Consider the following 19,544-nt stretch of genomic DNA (forward strand, 5'->3'; position numbering starts at 1 on the left):
ACCCCGGCAGGCCTCACCAGGGAAGGAGGCCGCCGATGACCACCTTCCAGTGGGCGCTGCCCGCCGGCCTCGCCGTGGGCGGGATCGGCGCTGCGGCCGCCGTCGCCATGGTGCTCGGCAACCGGCGCAGAGCCGCCGAGCAGAACGCCACCGCCGAGGAGCGCGCCCAGCTCGCCCTCCAGCGCCGCAATGCCTGGCAGCGCCGCCTCGCCGTGATCGCGCTCGGCATCGGCTGTCTGATGATGTTCGTCCTCGCGGGCATCGCCGCCTGGCTCTCCTTCGGGGCGCAGCGCGAGTACGCCCATGCGCACAACGGCGGTGACTGGGACGCGGCGACCGGGTTCGCGCTGCTCCTGGACGCCGGCGCCCTCAGCCTCTCCCTCATCCGCTTCTTCGAGGCCCTGACCCTGCGCTCCTCCGCGATCACGCGGATCCTGCTGATGGGGTTCGTGTCCGCCTCGGCGGCGATGAACCTGCTCCATGCCCCCGGGGCGGGGGCCGGCAGCGCGTTCCTCGCCGTGGTCCCGCCGCTGGTGTACGCGATCCTGCTCGAGATGCTGCTGTACAAGATCGAGCAGGTCATCATGGGCCGGCAGAAGCGCCGCAAGGCCGACCGGGACCGGGCCTACAGCCTGCTGCTGTGGTTGCCCTGGCCGATCGGCGCGCCGGTCAGGATGTGGAAGGCGTGGCGGGCCGAGCTCCTGGGGACCGTCGACAACGTCCGCGTGATCGGCTCCCACCGCCCTCGCCCCTCGGCCCCTGCGGCAGAGGTGACCGTGGAGCGCACCGCCCCGGCGCCCGTCATGGGCCCCGCCACGGCCGCCGCGGTCGGCGCGGCTCCGGTAAACGCGCTGCCGGTCAGCGGCCCGCAGGCCACCGCCGAGAAGGCCGAAGAGCCACCGGCGCGCGTGGCGGTGCCACCAGCCTCCCCGGCATCCGCGCCGCCGACCCCGCCGCAGGATGAGAAGGAGCCGGCCACGCAGGAGGTCCGGGAGGCCCCGGAGCCCGCTGCGGTGGCCGAACCGCGCTCCCAGGCCGCTGCCGAACCGAAGCCGGAGCCGGTGGCGGAGCCCGAGCCAGAAGCGGAGCAGGACCCGGAACCTGAGCCGGAGCCTGCCGCGGAGAGCTCCATGGCCGGTCAGTCCGATGAGGAGGAGCCGCTGCCGGGTGAAGGCGAGGACGCCCTCGGCGACGAGGAGGGGGAGGAAGAGCACGAGGGCGAGGAGCCGGACCCCGAGCACGACAACCCGCCGGACAACGAGGAAGACGAAGAGGCACGGGAGCGGCTGAGCATCGACATCGACCTTTCCGTGCTGCCGAAGAACCTCACCCAGCGGCAGCGGGCCGAGCGGATCTACGTCGCCCACCAAGCCGCCGGCGTAGCCCTGCTGCAGGCCGACCTGGGCAAGTGGGCCGGGTACAAGAACCCGAACTCCGGCGGCAACGAGTACCGCCGGCTGGAGAAGGAACACGGCCCCATCGTGGTCCGCGAGGGTGCCACGCACGTCGACCTGAACTGGTCCCACCAACCCGTGGCGGCCTGACTGCCCGGCTTCCGTCTCCCCCGGCCGGTAGGACCGAGCCGGGGGAGAATGCCGTGTCGGACCGTGCGGGTAGCCTCAGAGTCGACACCACACCGGGTACAGATAGGGGGCGGCCGGTGAGCAGCCGCTGGCATCGGGCGATCGCGGAGCTGAGCGCCCAGGGGGACGCGGCCCGGGCCGCCGCCCAACGCGTGCAGGATGTTCCTAGCGGGCAGCGCACGACCGCCGTCGCGATCTCCTACGCGGCCGAGACCGACTATCTGCGCAGCGCGAGCACGCTGCTGCGCGCGCACCTCACCGACCGGCGTCCGCCCCGGCGGCTGCCGGTCGCCCGCGTCTGGCCCTGCCTGCGCGATGTGTGGAAGGACCGGGCGCTGGACCGGCTCGGCGGGGTGTGGCAGGCCGTCCCCCGGGACGCCGCCCTGGCACGGATGCGCAGCGCCCCGTCCGATCCTCTCCTCACTGCCGTCATCGACCAGGCCGAGTCCCTGCAGGCCAGCCTCCGCGGCGACCGGCGGGTGGACCGGCTGTACGAGTCGTACATCCCTGACCGGACGGGCAGTACCGCCGGTCTGCTCGGCGCGGGGCGAACGGCCCCCACACTGCCCGGGTTCCCCGACCCCGGACACCCCCTAAACCGGGTCTTCCCCCGCGGCGGGGCGACCGGCACGCGGATCCAGCCCGGCCGGGAGGCCGAGTTCAACCAGCTGAGCACCGACCGCTTTGCTGTGCACGCCAGAGCTCTCGCCTTCGGCGACGCGGTTCTCGCTCTCCTTGCCGAGCACCGGGCGGAGGGCGCCTCGCCGGATCCGGGACGGCTGCGCGGTGCCGGCCGCTGGGTAGGGCGCGAGCAGCAGTTGGTAGCGGACCGGCCGAAGTGGCCGGCCAAGCTCAACGGCTACCAGGGCGCGACACTCGCCGGACTCGGCTGGCTGGTACTCGCATGCACCGGGCTGCCGCTCACCTTCGGGCAGCGAGCGGACATGCTGTCCCACTACACGCTGCTGTTCCTGGCGGCCGGCCTCATCGCCTGCACCGGAACAGCCCTGATCCACCGGCACGGCCCAAGGCTGATCGCCGCGCCCGGGCCCCAGGCCCTGTTCCCCGGAATCGTCGCGGCAGTGGTCGCCTTCACGGTGTGGCAGGGCCAAGGGCCCGTCGCCGACTACTACTTCGCCGGCCCGTACGACCGCTACGACCGCGAGTACGCGGACGGCTGCCTCGCCGCCAGCCCTTACCGGCACGACGCCGTCCGGGCCATGGTCGACGACGGCGTGCTGACCGTCACCCCCGTCGAGGGAGGCGCGACGCTGCGCCTGGGACCGGCCGAGGACGGCGGTACGCACCCACTGCGCCCGCTTGACCGGGCGACCCGGGCGGTGCTCGACGAGTACGGGTGCTGACCCTGTCCCGGCCGGGCGCCGGATTTGGCAGTGCTGAGGGCGCGGGACAGATCGCCCGGCCGGGGGTAGCGCACCGTGGCCGGGGTGCGTGAGGTTCAGCCGTAGCCCTGGCCCAGGTCCAGGGCGGGGATGAGTATCTCGGCGGCCGGGCAGTCATGGCACGCCTTGGCTCCGGGCCGCATCAGAGCATCCAGTGCTTCGAGGGCGCCGATCTCACGTCCGCCTCCGGCAGCTGCCGGGCAGGCGGCGTCATGGACGACCGTGCCGCGGCGGCCGGCGGGCCGGACGATCCAGCCGGTCGGCCTGGGCGGAGGCATGGTCCTGGGGTCTCGGTGGTTCGGGACGTTCGACAGGTCGACTCCGTCGATCGGCCGCAGCTGCTGGTCGGTGACCCACACCGTGTACTCGGCGGCATCGACGCCGTCCTCCGTAGCCACCCACGAGGGCACGCCGATGCGGTAGCGCCACGGGTGCCCCTGGGCGCTTTTGAACCTCTCGTACAGACGTACCTCCACGGTCTGCTCGTCGGGTAGGACGAGCAGTATCCGGGCAGGCAGAGATCCGGGGCGGTCGTTCACCGGGCTAGGCGGCGGGGGCCTGCTCCAGCGCCCGGGCCTGCCGCCGCAGGCCCTCAAGGTGGGCTCTGCCGACGGTTCCCGCCCAGTGGGGGTGGAACAGGACCCGGGCGGACAGGTGCAGCAGCTGACGGCGCCGCACGGTGGTGCAGGCGCGGGGGTCGGCCGCGAGCGCCCGGTAGGCGCGGAGAAAGGCGATCTGCGCCTGGACGAGGTCGGGGGGATAGATCTGCTGCTCCATGACGCAATTCAATCAGGTGTTCGAATTCTTCTTCGAGTCGGCGCGGCACTCGGGAGCCGTGGCGTCAGGACTGACCCTTCGCCGCAGGCCAAGGAGCCGTCGTTCCCCGAGGGAGCAGGCTTGCCGCGGCCCCGGCAGCCCTCCCTTCAGCGGGACGCGTGCGGATGGAGACCCCGCATCGTGCGCCGCCCGAGGCGAGAGTGCAGGATCCGTTCTCCCCGGAGCGCCGTGCCGGCGACCAGGCGGCCCGACACGACGAGCGAGCGGGACGCGCGGGGCGTAGGAGTGGAGGGTGCACCTGTCCCCGCCCATCGAGCCGATGCTCGCCCGCTCCGTCACCGCACTGCCGCCTGCGGGGGCCGGGCCCGCGCTGTTCGAGCAGAAAGCCGACGGGTTCCGGACACTGGTGTTCGCCGGCCCCAAGCCATTCCTCCAGTCCAGGCGGGGCGCGGATCTGGGTCCCGCGTTCCCGGAACTCGTCGCGGCCGCGGCCGCGCTCGGCGTCGAAGCGGTCCTCGACGCCGAGCTGGTCACGGTGGGAGCGGACGGGCTCGACTTCACCGCGCTGCAGGAACGAGCCCGGCGCCGGGGTGCCACCGCCAGGCGGGCGGCGCTGGAGCGGCCGGCCCACCTGATCGTCTTCGACGTGCTCGAGATGTCCGGTGCTGTTCTCCTCAATGAGCCGCTGTGGCGGCGCAGGGACGCCTTGGAGGACCTCTTCGCCGGACGCCGGCTGACAGCACCGTGGGCGCTGTGCCCGCAGACCTTGGACCGGGAGCTCGCCCTCGGCTGGCTGGACCCGGCCTGGGGAACGGCCGGGATCGAGGGAATCATGATCAAGGACCCGGGTTCGCGATACCGGTCCGGAGAGCGCGGGTGGATGAAGCTGCGGACCCGCCTCACGACGGAAGGGATCATCGGCGCGGTCACCGGCGCCGTGGCCGCGCCCCGAAGTCTCCTGCTCGGCCGGCTCGACGCGGCGGGCCGGCTCCGCCTGGTCGCCCGCTCCACCCCGCTGCCCCGCAAGGCGGCCGCCGAGCTGGGCGCCGCCCTGCGGCCGGCGGGAGCGGAGCACCCCTGGTGGGGCCGCACCTTCTCGGCCGGGTGGGGAGTGAAGGAGCCGTTGGCCTTCCACCCCGTGGCGCCCGACCTCGTCGCCGAGGTCGAAGCCGACACCGCTCTCGACCTGGGCCGGCACCGTCACCCGGTGCGCTACGTGCGAATCCGGGACGACATGACCCCCGGCGACGTCCGGGCGTGACCCCCTCCCCCGGCCGGCCGTGACGCCGCGGAACCCATTGCGCGCAAGTATCCGCAAACCCCTGGCTCCGCCGGACCCCGGCGGGCCAGACTCGCGGCATGTCCGTACGCGTCTTCCGCCACGTCCACCAGGAGCACAGCCACCGGACCCTCGCCGGCACCGTCGAGCCGCCGGCGGCCGAGGCCGCCCGGTGGGACGCCATGCTCCAAGCGGTCGCCATCGCGCGGGGACTGCCCGCGGACAGAGGGCAGGAGCTGTACGAAGCGTGGGTCGCAGCCGAGCGGCCGGCCGCATGCCCGTGCACGCTGTGCAGTACCGTCCGCCAGGCCTTCGAGACCGAGCGGGCCCGCGAAGCCGCAGGTGCCTACCGGGGAGAGAACGGATTTTGGATCTTCCCCAACGGGCTGCCCGACGGAGAGAAGCTGACGGGGTCCTACCAGGTCGCCGAGGGAGTCTGGGTGAACGCCGACGAGCCGCACCCGGCCTCTCCGGGCGGCACGGGGAGCGACGCTCAGCCTCACACCCCGGCCAGAGGATGAGAGTCGGGTCACAGTCGTAGCGTCCGATCCTGGACGCTGGCCCTGCCCTCCACTGGTCATGATCAGAGCCTCACCCGCGACCAGGAGGGGGTACCGCTGTGCCGGTCCTGCGCCAGATCACCACGTGCACCGAGCCGTCGACCGTCGTCATCGAACGCCGCGTCCGCGCACGCGACCGGTCGCTGGACTACCGGCTGGAGGTCTGCCGACGCCACCGCTGGCTGGCGAGCAACTGGACCGGACGGCGCAGCGCCGAGGGGGCCGGCGGACGGTGCGGCACGGTCACCGACTACCGCCCCTACACCCAGATCGTGCAGTCCCACGCCGCCCTGTGGCTGGTGCCGTTGACCACCAACGGCCCCCAGGACCACGACGGCGACCTCGCGGCCGCGCTGCGCGCGGGACACGAGTTGCTGACCGCGCACCGGGAACCGACCGGCGTGGCGATCGCGCTGGAACACGCGGCGAGGATCGCCGAGGCGGTCACCGCCGGCAGCCTGCCCCTGGCCGACGGGCAGGCCCAGGTCCTGGCGGCACTCAGCGCGGCGGAAACCCTCGATGCCGGAGCACGAGGCGCCTGACCTGCTGCCTCACGACGTCCACAGCCCGGCCACCGTCCCGGCAGCGCGGAGAAGGGGCACTCGCACGGGGGTCGTAGGGTTCAATCCGACCGGCCCGTCACGGGGAGGCCGGCCGTGAACGAGGAGTCCGTCTTGTCCGCCCTCAGTGTTGCCCTGACCGCCGCCGTCGGAGCCCTGGCCGGCGCTGCCGCGCGCCCCGTGATCTTCGCCCGGTCCGTGCCGGCGCCTACGGCCGCACGCAGCAACTGTCCGCACTGCGGCATCGCCGTCCTCGACCGCCGGCTGCCGCTCCTGCCCTTCTCCGGTCGCTGTCCGGCGTGCTCAGAAACGATCGGACCGCGCCCCCTTGCGCCGGAAGCGGCGGCCGCGATCGCGTTCGCCGTCGTCGCGGCGGGCGGGGCGAGCGGCTGGTTCGCCGCCGCTCAGTACTGGGTGGCCGCGTGCGGCGTCGCGCTGGCTCTGATCGACCTCGCCGTTCAGCGGCTCCCCGACATCCTCACCCTCCCCGCCTGCGCCGGAACGCTCATCCTGCTTTCCGCTGCTGCGATGGCGGGCGAGTCCGGGAGCCTGGGCCGCGCGGCAGCCGCCGCTGCCGTACTCACCCTCGTCTTCCTCCTCATCGCGCTCACCGGCGCAATGGGGCTCGGAGACGTCAAGCTCGCGCCGGCCATCGGCGCGCTCCTGGGCTGGAGCAGCTGGACGATCCTGTTCTGGGGAGCGGCTGCGGGCTTCGTCGTCGGCGCAGTCTCGGAGGTGGCGCGGATGGCGGCCGGCCGCGCCCGCCGCACGCACGTCTCCTTCGGCCCCTACATGGTCATCGGAGCCCTGGCCGTCTCCGTCGCCGCGGCCTGACCCCCGCCCCGAATTCCCGGAAGTGCCGCTTCCTGTAATTGCTCTTCCTGAATAGCGATTACCGGAACGGCTCTCACCTGACCCCGCTATTCCGGCATGCGATTTTCCGCAATGAGCGGAGCCTGGTCAAATTCTTTGCGCAGCACGAAGATCGAACCCGGAAACAGACACATCGCGTTCCGGACCATTCTTCGCCAGCCTTCGCCGCACCTCATCAGTGCCGAGGCGGAGAGGCCCTGCGCAGGTCCGGCGAGCGAATTCGGGCCGACGACACCAGGAAGAGCCGCCCATGCATACCCTCACCCGCCGCGTCGCGACCGTGGCCACCACCGGCGCGCTGCTCCTCGGCGGCGCCGTCGCCACCGCCTCCACCGCGAGCGCCGCGACGGTCGGCAGCGGAGCCTGCACCCACCAGATCAAGCTCAACACCGACGTGTACACCACGGTGAAGTTCCGCACCGGTCCCGGCACCGGCTACACCGCCACCGGCCAGCTCTCCCGGGGTACCGACGTGTACTGGCAGTGCAACAAGGGCGACAACGGCAAGCCCGGCGCCTGGGGCTACGTCACCGTGAAGTCCGGCGCTCACAAGGGCAAGAAGGGCTGGGTCGCCGCCCAGTACATCAACGTGCCCATGCAGCTGGACTGACCCCTCCACCCGGCCGGCAGAGACGACCTGACCCGAACTCTGCCGGCCCCTCCCACGCCTGAGCCGCCACCTTGTGCAGGCTCAGGACGACGCGACGGCGGCCCGGCCCACTGTGACCCCGGGCCGCCGTCGGCGTACCCGCATCCGGAGCCCGGCCCCCACCTCGCAGCCAGCCTCCGAGGCAGGCTCCCCCGCCCCGGACCGGACCACCGCCGACCGGGCGGCCGAACTCCAGGACGGGCACCATGAACCTCACCTCCTCCCCACCCGGCGTCCCGGCATCCCGTCTCGAGCAGGCACTGGCCAACGCCCGCGGCCACGGACGGGCCGCCCTCGCCGCCTACCTCCCCGCCGGCTACCCCACGCTCGACCAGAGCCTCGACGCCCTGCATCTCCTGGCGACGACCGCCGACGTGATCGAGATCGGTCTGCCGTACACCGACCCCCTCATGGACGGACCGGTCATCCAACACGCCGCCGCACAGGCACTCCGGGCCGGATTCCGCACCGAGCACCTCTTCACCACCGTGCGCGAACTCGCCGCCGCCTCCCGCACCGCGCTGGTCGTCATGACCTACTGGCAGCCCGTCCATCACCACGGACCCGCCCGGTTCGCCCAGCGACTCGCTGCCGCCGGCGGGGCCGGCGTCATCATCCCCGACCTGCCCGTCGAGGAGGCCACCGACTGGCTACGCGCGGCCCAAGAGCACGGCCTGGACACCGTGTTCGTGGTCGCCCCGAACACCACCGACCAACGCCTGACCCGCGTATGCGCCGCCGCCAGCGGCATGATCTACGCCCCCGCAACGGCCGGCGTCACCGGCAGCCAAGGCCCCCTCCACCCCGGCCTGCACACCTTCGTCGACCGCCTGCGCACCCTCACCCACCTCCCCATCGGCGTCGGCATCGGCGTCTCCACCCCACAACAGGCAGCGCTCGTCGGCTCCTACGCCGACGCGGTCATCGTCGGCTCCGCATTCATCCGCGCGATCGAGACCTCTCCCGGGCCAGCCGGTGCCCTCCAGGCCGCCCTCCTCGCCCAACGCCTCGCCGACGGACTGCGCCGAGCCGTGCCCACCGCGGCCTGAACGAACGCCAGCCGGGCCGGCCCGGCGGCCGGCGACTTCGTCGACCTGGACCGCTTTCCGGGCATCCCTCCACGTACCGGCATGGTTCATTCAGAGTTTCGAAGTGCTCCGGCGGGAAAGTTGTAGCTACCAGCCAGTAGGCCTCTAATGTTCCGCCCAGCACACCAACTTGTTGACCCGCTCGTGGACGAGCACACTCAGGAGCGGACCGCATGCTCGCGATGCGACCAGCCACACCGGACGACCAACCCCGCCTCGCCGAGATGATCCAGGCCCGCTCCGACTGGATGAAGGACAAGCAGCTCCCGAACTGGCACAGCTGGGGAAAGCACGTCCACGAACTGGCCAGCAACTGCACACGACACCCGAGCGAGATGTGGGTCCTCACCAGACACGACGACCACATCCTGGGCTGCACCACGATCCTTCGCACCGCCGCGCCCTGGACCTGGACCACGACCGAGGCCGCCGAAAGCGCCTACTACCTCAACGGCACCGTCACAGACCCTGCCGAACGCCACCGCAAGCTCGGCGCAGTCATCGCTCACTGGGTCGTCGACCGTGCTGCACGCGAAGGCATCAGCCGCGTACGTCGAGACTGCAGCTCCCCTGCTCTCGCCGAGTACTACCAGCAGCAGAACTTCCAACTCATCCGCCAGGTGTCGGCTCGCGGAGGACACACTTCGTACGCCTTGGAACGCAAAGCAACACGAATTCCCGAGCTTGCCAGCTGGGTTGCCTCAGAAATTTCTACTTCAGAAAGATCTGTGAAGCCGAGGACGCTTCTGCTCCCGCCCGAGAAACGAACAGTGGGAACGGCGCAATGCCTCTCGCGTTCCTGAGCAGTACGGGAGCGAACCGGGAGCGCCACCCCCCAAGCCTCGATCTTTCGTGACGTCCAATGGCTTCTTTGACGGGAGATGCGGCTGCGAGCGGAGCAAGGCAACCGAGGAGGGGTACCGCTGTGTCGGTCCTCGCCAGATCACCGCGTGCACCGCGCCGTCGGCCGTCGTCATCGAACGGCGCGCCCGCGCACGCGACCGTCGGTCGACTACCGGCTGAGGTCTGCCGACGCTACCGATGGCTCGCAAGCAACTGGACCGGACGGCGCAGCACTGAAGGAACTGGCGGGCAGTGCGGAACCGTCGTCGGCTACCGCCCCTACGCCGAGATCGTCCAGTCCCATGCCGCCGAATGGCTAGCACCATTGACCGCGAACGGCCCCCGAGGACCACGACGGCCTCGCGGCCGCGCAGCGTGCCGGGTACGAGTTGCTGACCGCGCACCGGGGGCCGGGGACCGACCGGTGGGACTATCACGCTGAAGCCGCCGCGCGGACCGTCGAGGCGTTCCGCGCCGGTGCCCTGTCCTTGACGGTGGGGCAGGCCCAGAGCCTGGCGGCACTCAGCGCGGCGGAAACCCTCGACGCCGGAGCACGAGGCGCCTGACCAGTTCGGGCCGGCCCCATCTGCCATGGGGCCGGCCCGTTGTCGTGCGGTGGTTCAGGCTGGAGTCACAGACCGAGGATGAAGTCGAAGTCCGTGTCCTTCGCGCCGAGCAGCCACGCCTTGGCCTCGGCCGGGGTGTAGACGTGGGGCAGTCGATCGGGGTTCTGCGAGTCACCGACCAGGACGTACCCGTCCACGACGGCGACCCGCACGCAGTTTCCGCCGCCGCCGCTGTACTTGGACACCGTCCAGTCGACCGATGCGAGGTCGAATGAGGACGGGTCCGGCTTTTCTGTCACTGTTCTAGCTCCTTGATCTCTTTCTTGAGGCGCGTGCGCGTCTCGTCGGGGTCCAGCGCCCGCTCCCACAGGTTGGTGAAAGCTGCTGTGTAGCGCTGCACATCTTCTTCTCCGTCGAAGTACAGCGAACTGACCATTGTCTCCACCCACACGACCTGTCGTGCGGCCTCGGGGAAGGCCATGACGACGAATGGACCTGCTGCCCCCGGGTGTAGTCCGACTGCCTCCGGCAGGATGCGGATGGTGTTGCGGGAGTCCTCGGACTCCTCCAGACTGCGCTCCAGTTGTCGACGTGCCACGGCTCGGTCGTCGACGGATGAGCTTAGGACTCGCTCGTCTACCAGGGCGCGGAACTCTGAGAGTGCGCCTTCTCGTACCTGCTGTTGACGGTCCATACGGACGTCGACAAGCGCCTTGACCTCGGAAGGGCGTAGATCGGGTCTCATCTGAGCGATGACACTGTAGGCGTAGTCCTCGATCTGGAAGAGGCCCGGCCAGATGTCGCGCTCGAAGTTCGACAGGGCAGTGGCCCGGCGCTCCATCTTCAAGAAGCCCTCGAATTGCATGGGGCCCAGGAGGTGAGCGTTACGCCGCCAGAGGGCGGGGCGCGGGCGGCCCGCGGGGGTGGTGTCCGCACTCAGAAGGGCCAGAATCTCTGACTGTTCCGTGGCGCTGGCCTGGTAGACCTCAAGCAGCGCCTCGACGAGGTCGCGGGCGACACGGCGGCGCTGTCCGCCCTCCAGCCTGCTCAGCCCGCTCTTGTCGATCCTGATACCGCGACGGACCAGCACTTCATGGCCGGCGACGTCACCTTGGGTGAGGCCGCGCCGCTCGCGCAACTCCTCAAGGCGCAGGCCGACTTCGCTGAGGGTCAACGACCACGGCGTCTTCGCTTCTGGCATGGTGGCCAGTCTGACGGCTCTCCACGGCACCTACAAGCAAAATGGCTAAGCAATTTGCTCGACCATATTGCTAAGGACTCGCCCCAGGGAGCATCCTAGCCATGGTCACGAAGTGTGCAGCGCCCGTCGCCACGCGTGGAGGCGCTCCGCTGCCCGTATACGCCCAGGGAGGAGCTTCCGCGATGCGCCGGACGCTGTTCAGCCTCCTTCTGAAGGACCGGGACCTTCTTGGGTGGGAGGCGTTCTGCGTCCACTTCGCGGCCACTGGTCGTGATCTCGCGCGGGAAACCGGCAACCGTCGGCTGGCCACAGCCAGCGTTGGGCGCACCACGTTCGACAGGTGGTCGTCGGGCACATGGTCCGGTCGTCCTCGCGGCGAGGCTGCTCAGATTCTGGAGCGCATGCTCGGGCACACTGTCGAGGAGCTGTTCAACCTGGCGCCCGAAGCGAGCGAGCCAACGGCACCGTTGGAATCGGTGGCTGCGCGGATCGGCGCACGCTGGCCCACATCCACGGTGCTGCTCCCTGCCGGCGGGCCTGCTGGGCTCTGGGAGATCTCCGGACAGCAGCGCCTGGACGGAACCAGCGCCGCCATCCATCTTCTTCCCGTCATCAGACGAGACGGGGAAGCCAGCGTGCATGGGCTGGACCCTGACGGACTACGCGACCTGGAGCGGTTCTTACGGCCGGCGCGCCGTGGGTTCCTTGTCGGCGTCGAGGACAGTCGGGACGATGTCAACGTGTACGTCCGCGACGCTGCGGGCGCTCGGAGGCCCACTCTCCCCGGATCGCCTGACACCGGGCCGATGTCGATCCCCTCGGCGTACCTCCTGGACGACCTCTCCTACGGCATTCTCTGGGCGCTCACTCAGCTCGATGACGGCCTCTTGTCCGATGATCAGGCGCTCGACGCAGAACAGAACCTTCTCGACGCCTACCTGTCCATGCCCCGCTCGGCGCCCAGCCAGCTGCTCGTTGACCTGTCGACCGTCGGCAGTAGTTGGATGGGATCGGCGTTCTGTGCCCGGCACATCCAGCAGGAACTGACGGACGCGAGCGAAGTTCCGATCTTCTGGACTCGTGAGCAGACCGGTGAAGAGGCGGCCTGCTGGCTGTTCTTCCGACACAAGCTGGAGTACCTGCGAGCACTTGAGCGATTCCACAGCGCGACAGCGCAGACCGTCCGGGTGTTCTGTCTGCCCGAGGCCGTGGTGGCGCGCTCGGAGAAGTACGAGCGGATCTTGCTGCTGCTGGCGATCGCTCTGATGGAGCGCTGCGGGATCCGCGTGAGGGTGGTGCCGAAGACGGAGTACTCGGAGATGGACGGGGTAGCCCTGGTGCCCGGTCAACGGGCCGTCGTGGCCAACTGGGTCCGGGCCCCGGGCGGTGCGCTGTGGGCGGCCCGCACTACGTCATCCCGCGGAGATCTGCGCTCCTACGCCACCGTGTTCGCCGACGCGCAGGGAGCCGACGTGCTCGCGGGCGAGGATCCGGCGAGCCGCCTACGGTCCCTCGCGGACTACCTCGGCCTCGACTGGAACTGGCTGACCGCCCGCTGCCACGCTCTGGGCGAGTACGGCGTGGCCGGCCTCGTTCGGCCCCGCAGTCGTCTGCTCACCGTAGAAGCGCTGGATGAGACCCTGCTCTTCCTCGGCAAACTCGGCTAGTCCCGCGATGACTGCCGTCCGCGCAGCCACCCCGTCCGAAAGGCCCTCCGTGCTCTCCGCAGACCCTGCCCCGAACCGCACCGTCCTGGTGCTCACCCTCGGCGGCACCATCGCCATGACGCGCACCGCAGCGGCCCCCGGCGTCACACCGACGCTGACCGGCTCCGACCTGGTGGGCGCCGTTCCCGACCTCCAGGACACCGCTGGAGTCACGGTGGAGGACTTCCGGCAGGTGCCCGGGGCCTCCCTGACGACCGGCGACATCGTCAGCCTCGCCGAACGGCTCAGCAGGGCCGAAGGAGAGGGCTTCGACGGGGTGGTGGTGACGCAGGGCACCGACACCCTCGAGGAGACCTCGTACCTCACCGACCTCTACTACCCGGGCTCGATGCCGGTGGTCTTCACCGGCGCGATGCGCAATGCCGCGTCGGCCGGAGCCGACGGTCCGGCGAACCTCCTGGCCGCCGTGCAGACTGCAAGCAGTTCAGAGGCTCGGGGCGCCGGGATCCTCGTGGTCCTGGGTGACGAGATCCATGCCGCCCGCCACGTCCGGAAGACGCACACGACCAGCCCGGGAGCATTCGCATCGCCGAACACAGGGCCGCTGGGCCACGTGGTGGAAGGGATGGTGCGGTTGCACCGGCTGCCGAAGCCGATCGCTCCCCTGCCGCTGCCGATCGCTCCCCTGCCGCAGGTGGAGATCGTCACCGCATCCCTGGGTAGCAACGGGACGCTGCTGAAGGGCCTGGAGAACGAGATTTCCGGCCTCGTGGTGGCCGCGTTCGGCGTCGGGCACGTCCCCAAGAGCTGGTGCGGCCCGCTGGAGGAGCTGGTGGCCGCCATGCCGGTCGTCCTCGCCACTCGCATCGGCGCCGGCCCCGTCCTGACCTCGACTTACGGCTTCGACGGCTCCGAGCGCGACTTGCTGGCCCGTGGCCTGATCGGGGCGGGAACCCTCGACCCGTACAAGGCCCGGCTGCTCCTGGCCGCCCTGCTGGCAGCCGACACGCCTCGCACGGAGATCGCGAAGGCGTTCCTCGACCGCTCCTGACCATCATCGACCAGCACAAAGGACACCCACCATGCGCTTCGCCCAGGTCCGCACCGGCAGGCAGTTCGTGCTCGCTCTCGACCACGGGGAGGACTTCCTGGAGGGCCTCACGCAGTTCTGCGCGGACCAGGACATCCGGGCCGGATACATCCCGACATTCGTCGGCGGCCTCCGGGCGGCCCGGCTGGTGGGCTCGTGTGAACCCCTCGCCGACCCCGAGGCCCCCTTGTGGGAAGAAGTACACGTCGAGACGCTTGAAGCGCTCGGCGGTGGGACGCTCGCCTGGGACCCCGAGAAAGACTGCCTGGCCCCACACATCCATGTCGCGGCCGGCCTCAAGGCGAAGTCCGCCGAAGGGCGGGTGTCGCACCTGCTCGGCGCGACGGTGCAGTTCATCTGCGAGATCCCCATCGTCGAAGTCGTCGGTGACGTCGACGGGCCGGCCCTGACTCGCCGGCGCAGCGCGGACCTGTACGACGTACCCCTGCTCGGCTTCGGCAAGAGCAGCTGAAGGCGGAGTGTGACGATGCGCAGGGCAATCCGATTCCCAGAGGTGGTGGAGACCCACCGCATGCGCATCTTCGAGACTTTCACGGTCCACTTCAAGCAGGCGGCCAAGGAGGTTGCCCAGCTCGACGGCAACGCCTCCCTTGCCTCCGTGTACGTCGCACGGTCCACCTGGGACCGCTGGATGGCCGGAGACATCAAGGGCCTTCCGCGACCGACGACGTGCCGTGTTCTGGAGCACCTGTTCGGCGAGCCGGCCAATCAGCTCTTCGGTTCGCTGGAGCCCGAAGTAACGACTACGGCTCCCATGGCGGGGAACGACTCGAGCTCGCCTCACCTGGCCGCCATGGAGTCGTTCCGCCTCGCTGACCGCCAGCTCGGCGGGGGGCACGTGTACCGGTCTGTGGTGCACTACCTCAACACGGTCGTTGCCCCGGCCCTCTTCGGTGCAGCGGACAGAGACGAAGACAGCGAGACCGCTTTCGGCGCGGCGGTTGTCCTCACCGAGATGGCAGCCTGGATGGCCCACGATGCGGGCCGAGACGACCTGGCATCCGGCCACTTCAATCGTGCCCGTCGGCTGGCGCAGAGTCTGACCGACGTGGCGGCGGGTGCGAACGTGATGGCCGGCATGAGCCACCTCGCCCTGCAGACCAGTCAGGTCGATGCCGCGGCAGATCTCGCCCGCAGCGGGCTCGCGCGCCTCGTGGCCGGCCCGCAGGTGCCGACCCTCAAGGCTCGCCTGCACGCCATGGAGGCCCGGGCGCTGGCGCAGCTCAATGCCGAGTCCGAGGCGCAGCGCGCGCTTGATTCGGCACGCGAAGCCCTGGCCCTCGCGCGGACGGCGCCGCCGTCCAGATGGGTCGCTCCGTTCGACGAGGCAGCACTCACCAGCGAGGCAGCTTCTGTTCTCCTGGATCTTGGCGCGCTCAAAGCGGCAGCCAAGGAAGCGGAGCACGCCTTGGCGCTGCGGGATGCGAGCCGGGTCCGCAGCCGCGCGTTCGGGCAGGTCACGTTGGCGCGAGTTCTCCTCGCGCAGGGGAGGCCCGACGCCGCTTGCTCGGTCGGCATGGAGCTGCTGAACGCCAGCCAGTCGGTGACGTCTCTGCGCCTCAGCCATCAACTCGACGCTCTGCAGGCTGATTTCGGCCCCTACCGACAGATCCGCGAGGTCCGCGAGCTCCTCTCACGGATGACCGCCACGGCACAGCACCGTAGATTGCTGCTCGGCAGTCTCGCGCTCCCGGAAGGTCCGCAGTGAAAGATGCACCCATGCCAGGCGATCCCGGCCGTGAGGCCTACCTGGCCGAGGGCAATGCCCAGCAGGCCCGGAAGCGTGCCGCTGCGGACGCGCTGATCCGGGATCACGCCGGGAGGCTGCTTCTGGTGAATCCGACCTACAAATCGGGCTGGGATCTGCCCGGCGGCATGGCCGAAGACAACGAGGCCCCCGAGGACGCCCTTCGACGCGAGCTCAGGGAAGAGCTCGACCTCGCGGTTGCCGATCTTCGGTTCCTGGTCGTCGACTGGGTCGGGCCCCATGGCCCGTGGGACGACCTCCTCGGGTTCGTCTTCGACGCCGGCGTCCTGTCAGCCGAGCAGGTTGCCGGACTCAAGCCGGTCGACGAGGAGATCTCCGAGCACCGCTTCTTCGAGATCCCGGAAGCGCTGCCGTTGTTGCCAGAGCGCCAGCGCGCTCGGACCGTCAACGCCCTCCAGGTCCTGGACGACGGGGTTCCGCGCTACCTCCGCGATGGAGTCGCTCTCTGAAGGAGCCCGTCCGCTCGGATGATCACACGATGACTTCCACGGATGGAGCGCGCTCGTCGGGCTTGAACAGCGCGCTCCGCACGCGGGCGAATACCTCTTCGGCGAAAGCGAGTTCCTGCTCGGTGAGGGGTTGGCCGAGGAGACCGTGGTCGTGCCGGTGCTGCTCGTCGCCGATGCCGAGAATTAGCACAGCGTTCTGGACACGCTGAAGGATGGCCCGCAGAGCGACCCGGGCCAGATCCTGCGGAGACGAGCCGAACCGGCCGGCCAGCTGTGCGAGACCGTGGGTGACTGCTGCAGTTACCGCCCCATGGCCGGGCTCCGTGTCCGGCCACACGGCCAGAGCACGCTCCACGCAGCCGCCCGCGAGCACCCCATGCGCCAGCGGGGAGGCGATCACCAGACCGACGCCGTGGCGCACAGCGAAGGCGCCGAGATCTTCACCTTCCCCGAGATCGGCCAGCGGCAGCAACGCGCTCGCCTGCGTCCAGAGCACGTCGGGGCGGATCCGGTCGAAAAGGTCCAGGAAGCGACCTATCGAGCGTTCTGAGGAGCGAGATCCTGGGCCTCGCAGCCCGATAGCTCGGATCTGGCCGAGATCGCGTAGGGCCCGCATCTGCTCGATCACAGGGTCGAGGTACCGGTCGCCAAGCCCGAAGTCGTAGGACTCCAGGGTGTAGAGGGCCAACTGGTCCAGATACAGGTTCTCCAGGGTCTGCTCGAGTTGGTGGCGGACCCGCGGGCCGGCGTAGGGGTGCGGAGCAGAACCCTGCATCCGGCCGACTTTGCTCGCGACTTGGACTCTGTGACCCGGGTGCTCCTTGAGAACTTTGCCGACCAGTCGCTCGGCGTGGCCGCACCGGTGGCTGTCGGCTGTGTCGAGCAACTGCATTCCGTCATCTTTGCCGCCGGCTTCCAGAGCGCGCCGCAGCCCGTCGAGTAGCCGTGCGTCCTGGGGGTGAGGGGCGCTCGGGGCCCAACGGGAGGTTCCGCTGCTGATGCCCAGAGGCCGCACCGTCAGGTCTGGGGCCAAACGGCGGGGCGCGAGATCGCTCAGTGTCATCGGTCAGCGTCTCCGGCCCGGTAGAGGAAGATCGCGATGACCCGCTTCCCCTTCTTGTCGCGCTGGACTCCCCAGGCGCTCGCCAGTACGTCCACCAGAAACAGGCCTCTCCCGCCTTCGTCGTATTCATCGGCGGCCGGTGGTACCCCCGGCACCGCGGTGGTGTCTTCACCGTCATCCCGAACCTGGATTGCCACTCCCCAGTCGTACACATCGAGGGAGATGTCGAGCGCTGCTCCCGCGTGCTCGACGGCGTTGCCCACCAGCTCGTCAGCCACCAGGACCACGTCGTCCGTGTATTCGCTGTCGGCCGTCCCCGCGAGAGCCGTGCGGACTATGTGCCGGGCGGCGCTCTGCGGGGCTTCGAGGCCGTAGAGGTCAATCGCAGCGTGCGTCACCTCGCGACCGCCGTCGCGTCCATGGACACATGGCAAGACAGTGCTGGTAGGACCAAGCACGGTGGGATCACTCCTCGCTGCAATCGCGATGCCCGGGGCACGGACGGGACGTCCTGCTGAATACCGTGGCGCATGTCGCGGCGAGGGTGATAGCGAAACCCGCCCCCACTTCTCCCCACTTCACCGACGCCTGATCGCTCTCCCGGCGCGCGCAGAGACGCACCAAGGGAACCGAAGCGGGAACAAATAGACGATATTCGTACGCTTGGCACGAGTCGAGATGTTTCAGTAAGCGGCTGCCGCCCATTCTCCCGTCCAGCAGCGATGCCCCCATTCGCGCGCCAGATGCCACCTCACCTGGGCAGATACCAAGATGGGGGTCTCAGAGGCCGCGCAGATCGCATTTACCTCACTTTCGGAAATCCTGTCAACCGCTTCCAGGGAAGTGGGGCGAAGTGGGGCGGCGAAGCTGATCTCCAGCGGCGGTGTCACGCAGAAGAGCATCAACGTCGGGGCGCGTGCCCGAATTCATCACTATTGTCCGTGCCTTTCTGGGATCTGAAGGGGGGTTTCAGTCGTCCTCCGTGCACTCGAAGTGGGGAGAAGTGGGGTCCGATTTCGCTATCGGAGCATGCCGGGGAACGGCAACGCTATTCGCAGCTCCTTCGCCCCGCCGTCCACGGAAAGGTTGCCGTGATCACTCTCATCGCGTCGGTTCTTGGCGTCCTGCCCGTTGCCGATGTCCGCGAGGGCAGTTCGGCGGGACAGCAGGATGCGGCACGGCTTCGCCTCGGCCGGCCTCGGCGTAGCGGTGCCGACACAGGCACCGCACTGAACCACCAGGTCGTGGAAGACCGACCGGCCTCTTCCCGCCCCTTGATCGGAGACAACGTGTACTCGGCATTGCGTCCGAAGCGCGACTCGCGTGGACGCCCCTCTTCCCGCGCCTTCGAGATCGGGCGGCGCCACCCCCTCGGCACCGTGCACGCTGTCGAGGACCTGGTGGAACGAGTGATGGGCACTTCGCCGCTGCCCCGCGACGACAACGACGTCATGCTGCTCCTCGTAGGGCTGCGCCAGCAGCTCCCGCACCTGGAGCAACTCCTGGAAGGCACGGACACGGCCCCGGCCCTGGTCATCCAGGCACGCCGTATCCGTGGGGAGCCGGTGCCGGATGGACGCATGCCCCTGGTGATCCTCACCATCCGGCTCGCAGAGATCGCCCAGGCCCTGATCGACGCTCTCCGTGTGAACGCCCTGCCGCGTCGCACGGACACACAAGGCCCCCTCCCCTCCGGTGGCCAGGCAGTGGACGCCCGCCAGAACCCGGGCGAGCCGGAACGGACGGAGCCGATGCTCCTCCCCGTGCCCGCCCGGATGCTGGAGTCCGGCCCCACCCGAACCCGTTCGCAGCACAAGTCGAGTCGCGTGGCCGAGTTGGTCAGTACCGCGGCGGGTTCGCCGGGGGACTGCAGACCGCCCGCATAGACCCGAGCTTGGCGACACACCACGCCCCGCCCGTCGCCGGTGCTCGCCCGTGGGCTTTCGGCTTCCGACTCTGGGGGATCGCTCGGCACACCGCCGGCCCGGTCCCGGAAGCCGAAAGCAAGTGGCAGATCCCCCGTGCTGCCGCCCCGGCTGCCGCGGTTCCCAGGCCCCCCGCGGCAGCCGGTCCACACCCTTGCCCGTTTCCCCCGACCCTTCGT

General features: G+C 69.9%; 21 protein-coding genes. 15 read left to right on the forward strand and 6 right to left on the reverse strand.

Annotation, left to right across the window (positions count from 1 at the left end):
• The first annotated feature begins 35 nt into the window (after nt 1-35).
• Both RI578_RS41070 and RI578_RS41075 read left to right on the forward strand, forming a co-directional pair.
• Entirely contained in the window at nt 36-1,544 is a 1,509-nt protein-coding gene (locus RI578_RS41070; protein WP_310876105.1) for a DUF2637 domain-containing protein, read from the forward strand.
• A 116-nt stretch (nt 1,545-1,660) separates the two neighbouring features.
• Complete coding sequence (locus tag RI578_RS41075; protein WP_310876106.1) at nt 1,661-2,947, forward strand: hypothetical protein; 1,287 nt, start codon at nt 1,661-1,663, stop codon at nt 2,945-2,947.
• 95 nt (nt 2,948-3,042) lie between these two features.
• Here the strand turns inward: RI578_RS41075 and RI578_RS41080 are convergent, their stop codons facing one another.
• Together RI578_RS41080 and RI578_RS41085 are read right to left on the reverse strand one after the other, a co-directional pair.
• A complete protein-coding gene (locus RI578_RS41080) occupies nt 3,043-3,462 on the reverse strand; it encodes a DUF6233 domain-containing protein (RefSeq protein WP_310876107.1) in 420 nt (139 codons plus the stop codon).
• A 67-nt stretch (nt 3,463-3,529) separates the two neighbouring features.
• The gene (locus RI578_RS41085) at nt 3,530-3,763 is read right to left on the reverse strand and encodes a hypothetical protein (RefSeq protein ID WP_310876108.1); all 234 of its coding nucleotides are present in this window, start codon (nt 3,761-3,763) and stop codon (nt 3,530-3,532) included.
• A 292-nt stretch (nt 3,764-4,055) separates the two neighbouring features.
• Here RI578_RS41085 and RI578_RS41090 point away from each other — a divergent pair, with 292 nt between their 5' ends.
• The 7 genes from RI578_RS41090 to RI578_RS41120 all read left to right on the forward strand — a co-directional run bounded on the left by RI578_RS41090 (nt 4,056) and on the right by RI578_RS41120 (nt 9,575).
• The gene (locus tag RI578_RS41090; RefSeq protein ID WP_310876109.1) at nt 4,056-5,024 is read left to right on the forward strand and encodes an ATP-dependent DNA ligase; all 969 of its coding nucleotides are present in this window, start codon (nt 4,056-4,058) and stop codon (nt 5,022-5,024) included.
• Nucleotides 5,025-5,122: 98 nt separating this feature from the next.
• Entirely contained in the window at nt 5,123-5,563 is a 441-nt protein-coding gene (locus RI578_RS41095; RefSeq protein ID WP_310876110.1) for a hypothetical protein, read from the forward strand.
• 98 nt (nt 5,564-5,661) lie between these two features.
• The gene (locus RI578_RS41100) at nt 5,662-6,144 is read left to right on the forward strand and encodes a hypothetical protein (protein WP_047181595.1); all 483 of its coding nucleotides are present in this window, start codon (nt 5,662-5,664) and stop codon (nt 6,142-6,144) included.
• 132 nt (nt 6,145-6,276) lie between these two features.
• Nucleotides 6,277-6,996, forward strand: coding sequence for an A24 family peptidase (locus RI578_RS41105; protein WP_310876111.1), 720 nt, complete (start codon nt 6,277-6,279; stop codon nt 6,994-6,996).
• Nucleotides 6,997-7,285: 289 nt separating this feature from the next.
• The gene (locus RI578_RS41110) at nt 7,286-7,645 is read left to right on the forward strand and encodes an SH3 domain-containing protein (RefSeq protein ID WP_256726299.1); all 360 of its coding nucleotides are present in this window, start codon (nt 7,286-7,288) and stop codon (nt 7,643-7,645) included.
• A 245-nt stretch (nt 7,646-7,890) separates the two neighbouring features.
• Nucleotides 7,891-8,733 carry a tryptophan synthase subunit alpha gene (trpA, locus tag RI578_RS41115; RefSeq protein WP_310876112.1) on the forward strand — a complete coding sequence of 281 codons (843 nt, stop codon included), beginning with the start codon at nt 7,891-7,893 and terminating at the stop codon, nt 8,731-8,733.
• A gap of 212 nt (nt 8,734-8,945) precedes the next feature.
• Nucleotides 8,946-9,575, forward strand: coding sequence for a GNAT family N-acetyltransferase (locus RI578_RS41120; protein WP_310876113.1), 630 nt, complete (start codon nt 8,946-8,948; stop codon nt 9,573-9,575).
• Between the two features lie 671 nt (nt 9,576-10,246).
• Here the strand turns inward: RI578_RS41120 and RI578_RS41125 are convergent.
• Both RI578_RS41125 and RI578_RS41130 read right to left on the reverse strand, forming a co-directional pair.
• A complete protein-coding gene (locus tag RI578_RS41125) occupies nt 10,247-10,480 on the reverse strand; it encodes a DUF397 domain-containing protein (protein ID WP_031036245.1) in 234 nt (77 codons plus the stop codon).
• Complete coding sequence (locus RI578_RS41130; protein ID WP_047181592.1) at nt 10,477-11,382, reverse strand: DUF5753 domain-containing protein; 906 nt, start codon at nt 11,380-11,382, stop codon at nt 10,477-10,479. Before RI578_RS41130 ends, RI578_RS41125 begins: the two co-directional genes overlap by 4 nt.
• Nucleotides 11,383-11,564: 182 nt before the next feature.
• On the opposite strand from RI578_RS41130, the gene RI578_RS41135 reads away from it, so the two are divergent.
• The 5 genes from RI578_RS41135 to RI578_RS41155 are packed head-to-tail and all read left to right on the forward strand — an operon-like array spanning nt 11,565 to nt 16,377.
• Entirely contained in the window at nt 11,565-13,049 is a 1,485-nt protein-coding gene (locus RI578_RS41135) for a hypothetical protein (protein ID WP_310876114.1), read from the forward strand.
• A gap of 49 nt (nt 13,050-13,098) precedes the next feature.
• The gene (locus RI578_RS41140; protein WP_399063415.1) at nt 13,099-14,100 is read left to right on the forward strand and encodes an asparaginase; all 1,002 of its coding nucleotides are present in this window, start codon (nt 13,099-13,101) and stop codon (nt 14,098-14,100) included.
• Nucleotides 14,101-14,131: 31 nt separating this feature from the next.
• Nucleotides 14,132-14,611 carry a PCC domain-containing protein gene (locus RI578_RS41145; RefSeq protein ID WP_310876115.1) on the forward strand — a complete coding sequence of 160 codons (480 nt, stop codon included), beginning with the start codon at nt 14,132-14,134 and terminating at the stop codon, nt 14,609-14,611.
• Nucleotides 14,612-14,671: 60 nt separating this feature from the next.
• Entirely contained in the window at nt 14,672-15,868 is a 1,197-nt protein-coding gene (locus RI578_RS41150) for a hypothetical protein (RefSeq protein WP_310876116.1), read from the forward strand.
• Between the two features lie 11 nt (nt 15,869-15,879).
• Nucleotides 15,880-16,377: an NUDIX hydrolase gene (locus RI578_RS41155; protein ID WP_047181588.1), complete on the forward strand. Its 498-nt coding sequence runs from the start codon at nt 15,880-15,882 to the stop codon at nt 16,375-16,377.
• A 22-nt stretch (nt 16,378-16,399) separates the two neighbouring features.
• Here the strand turns inward: RI578_RS41155 and RI578_RS41160 are convergent, their stop codons facing one another.
• Nucleotides 16,400-17,440, reverse strand: a complete 1,041-nt coding sequence (locus RI578_RS41160; protein ID WP_310876117.1) for an aldo/keto reductase — start codon at nt 17,438-17,440, stop codon at nt 16,400-16,402.
• A complete protein-coding gene (locus RI578_RS41165) occupies nt 17,437-17,838 on the reverse strand; it encodes an ATP-binding protein (protein ID WP_310876118.1) in 402 nt (133 codons plus the stop codon). The genes RI578_RS41160 and RI578_RS41165 overlap by 4 nt, the downstream gene beginning before the upstream one ends.
• Before the next feature lie 846 nt (nt 17,839-18,684).
• On the opposite strand from RI578_RS41165, the gene RI578_RS41170 reads away from it, so the two are divergent.
• Complete coding sequence (locus RI578_RS41170) at nt 18,685-19,326, forward strand: hypothetical protein (protein ID WP_310876119.1); 642 nt, start codon at nt 18,685-18,687, stop codon at nt 19,324-19,326.
• The last annotated feature ends 218 nt before the right edge of the window (nt 19,327-19,544 follow it).

Source organism: Streptomyces sp. BB1-1-1 (assembly GCF_031597775.1).
GTDB lineage: Bacteria > Actinomycetota > Actinomycetes > Streptomycetales > Streptomycetaceae > Streptomyces > Streptomyces thinghirensis.

Coding starts and splice junctions, on each gene's coding strand:
- trpA (WP_310876112.1), top strand. CDS start 7,891: ATGAACCTCACCTCCTCCCCACCCGGCGTCCCGGCATCCCGTCTCGAG.
- RI578_RS41110 (WP_256726299.1), top strand. CDS start 7,286: ATGCATACCCTCACCCGCCGCGTCGCGACCGTGGCCACCACCGGCGCG.
- RI578_RS41120 (WP_310876113.1), top strand. CDS start 8,946: ATGCTCGCGATGCGACCAGCCACACCGGACGACCAACCCCGCCTCGCC.
- RI578_RS41130 (WP_047181592.1), bottom strand. CDS start 11,382: ATGCCAGAAGCGAAGACGCCGTGGTCGTTGACCCTCAGCGAAGTCGGC.
- RI578_RS41160 (WP_310876117.1), bottom strand. CDS start 17,440: ATGACACTGAGCGATCTCGCGCCCCGCCGTTTGGCCCCAGACCTGACG.
- RI578_RS41150 (WP_310876116.1), top strand. CDS start 14,672: ATGCGCATCTTCGAGACTTTCACGGTCCACTTCAAGCAGGCGGCCAAG.
- RI578_RS41095 (WP_310876110.1), top strand. CDS start 5,123: ATGTCCGTACGCGTCTTCCGCCACGTCCACCAGGAGCACAGCCACCGG.
- RI578_RS41070 (WP_310876105.1), top strand. CDS start 36: ATGACCACCTTCCAGTGGGCGCTGCCCGCCGGCCTCGCCGTGGGCGGG.
- RI578_RS41085 (WP_310876108.1), bottom strand. CDS start 3,763: ATGGAGCAGCAGATCTATCCCCCCGACCTCGTCCAGGCGCAGATCGCC.
- RI578_RS41155 (WP_047181588.1), top strand. CDS start 15,880: ATGCCAGGCGATCCCGGCCGTGAGGCCTACCTGGCCGAGGGCAATGCC.
- RI578_RS41135 (WP_310876114.1), top strand. CDS start 11,565: ATGCGCCGGACGCTGTTCAGCCTCCTTCTGAAGGACCGGGACCTTCTT.
- RI578_RS41145 (WP_310876115.1), top strand. CDS start 14,132: ATGCGCTTCGCCCAGGTCCGCACCGGCAGGCAGTTCGTGCTCGCTCTC.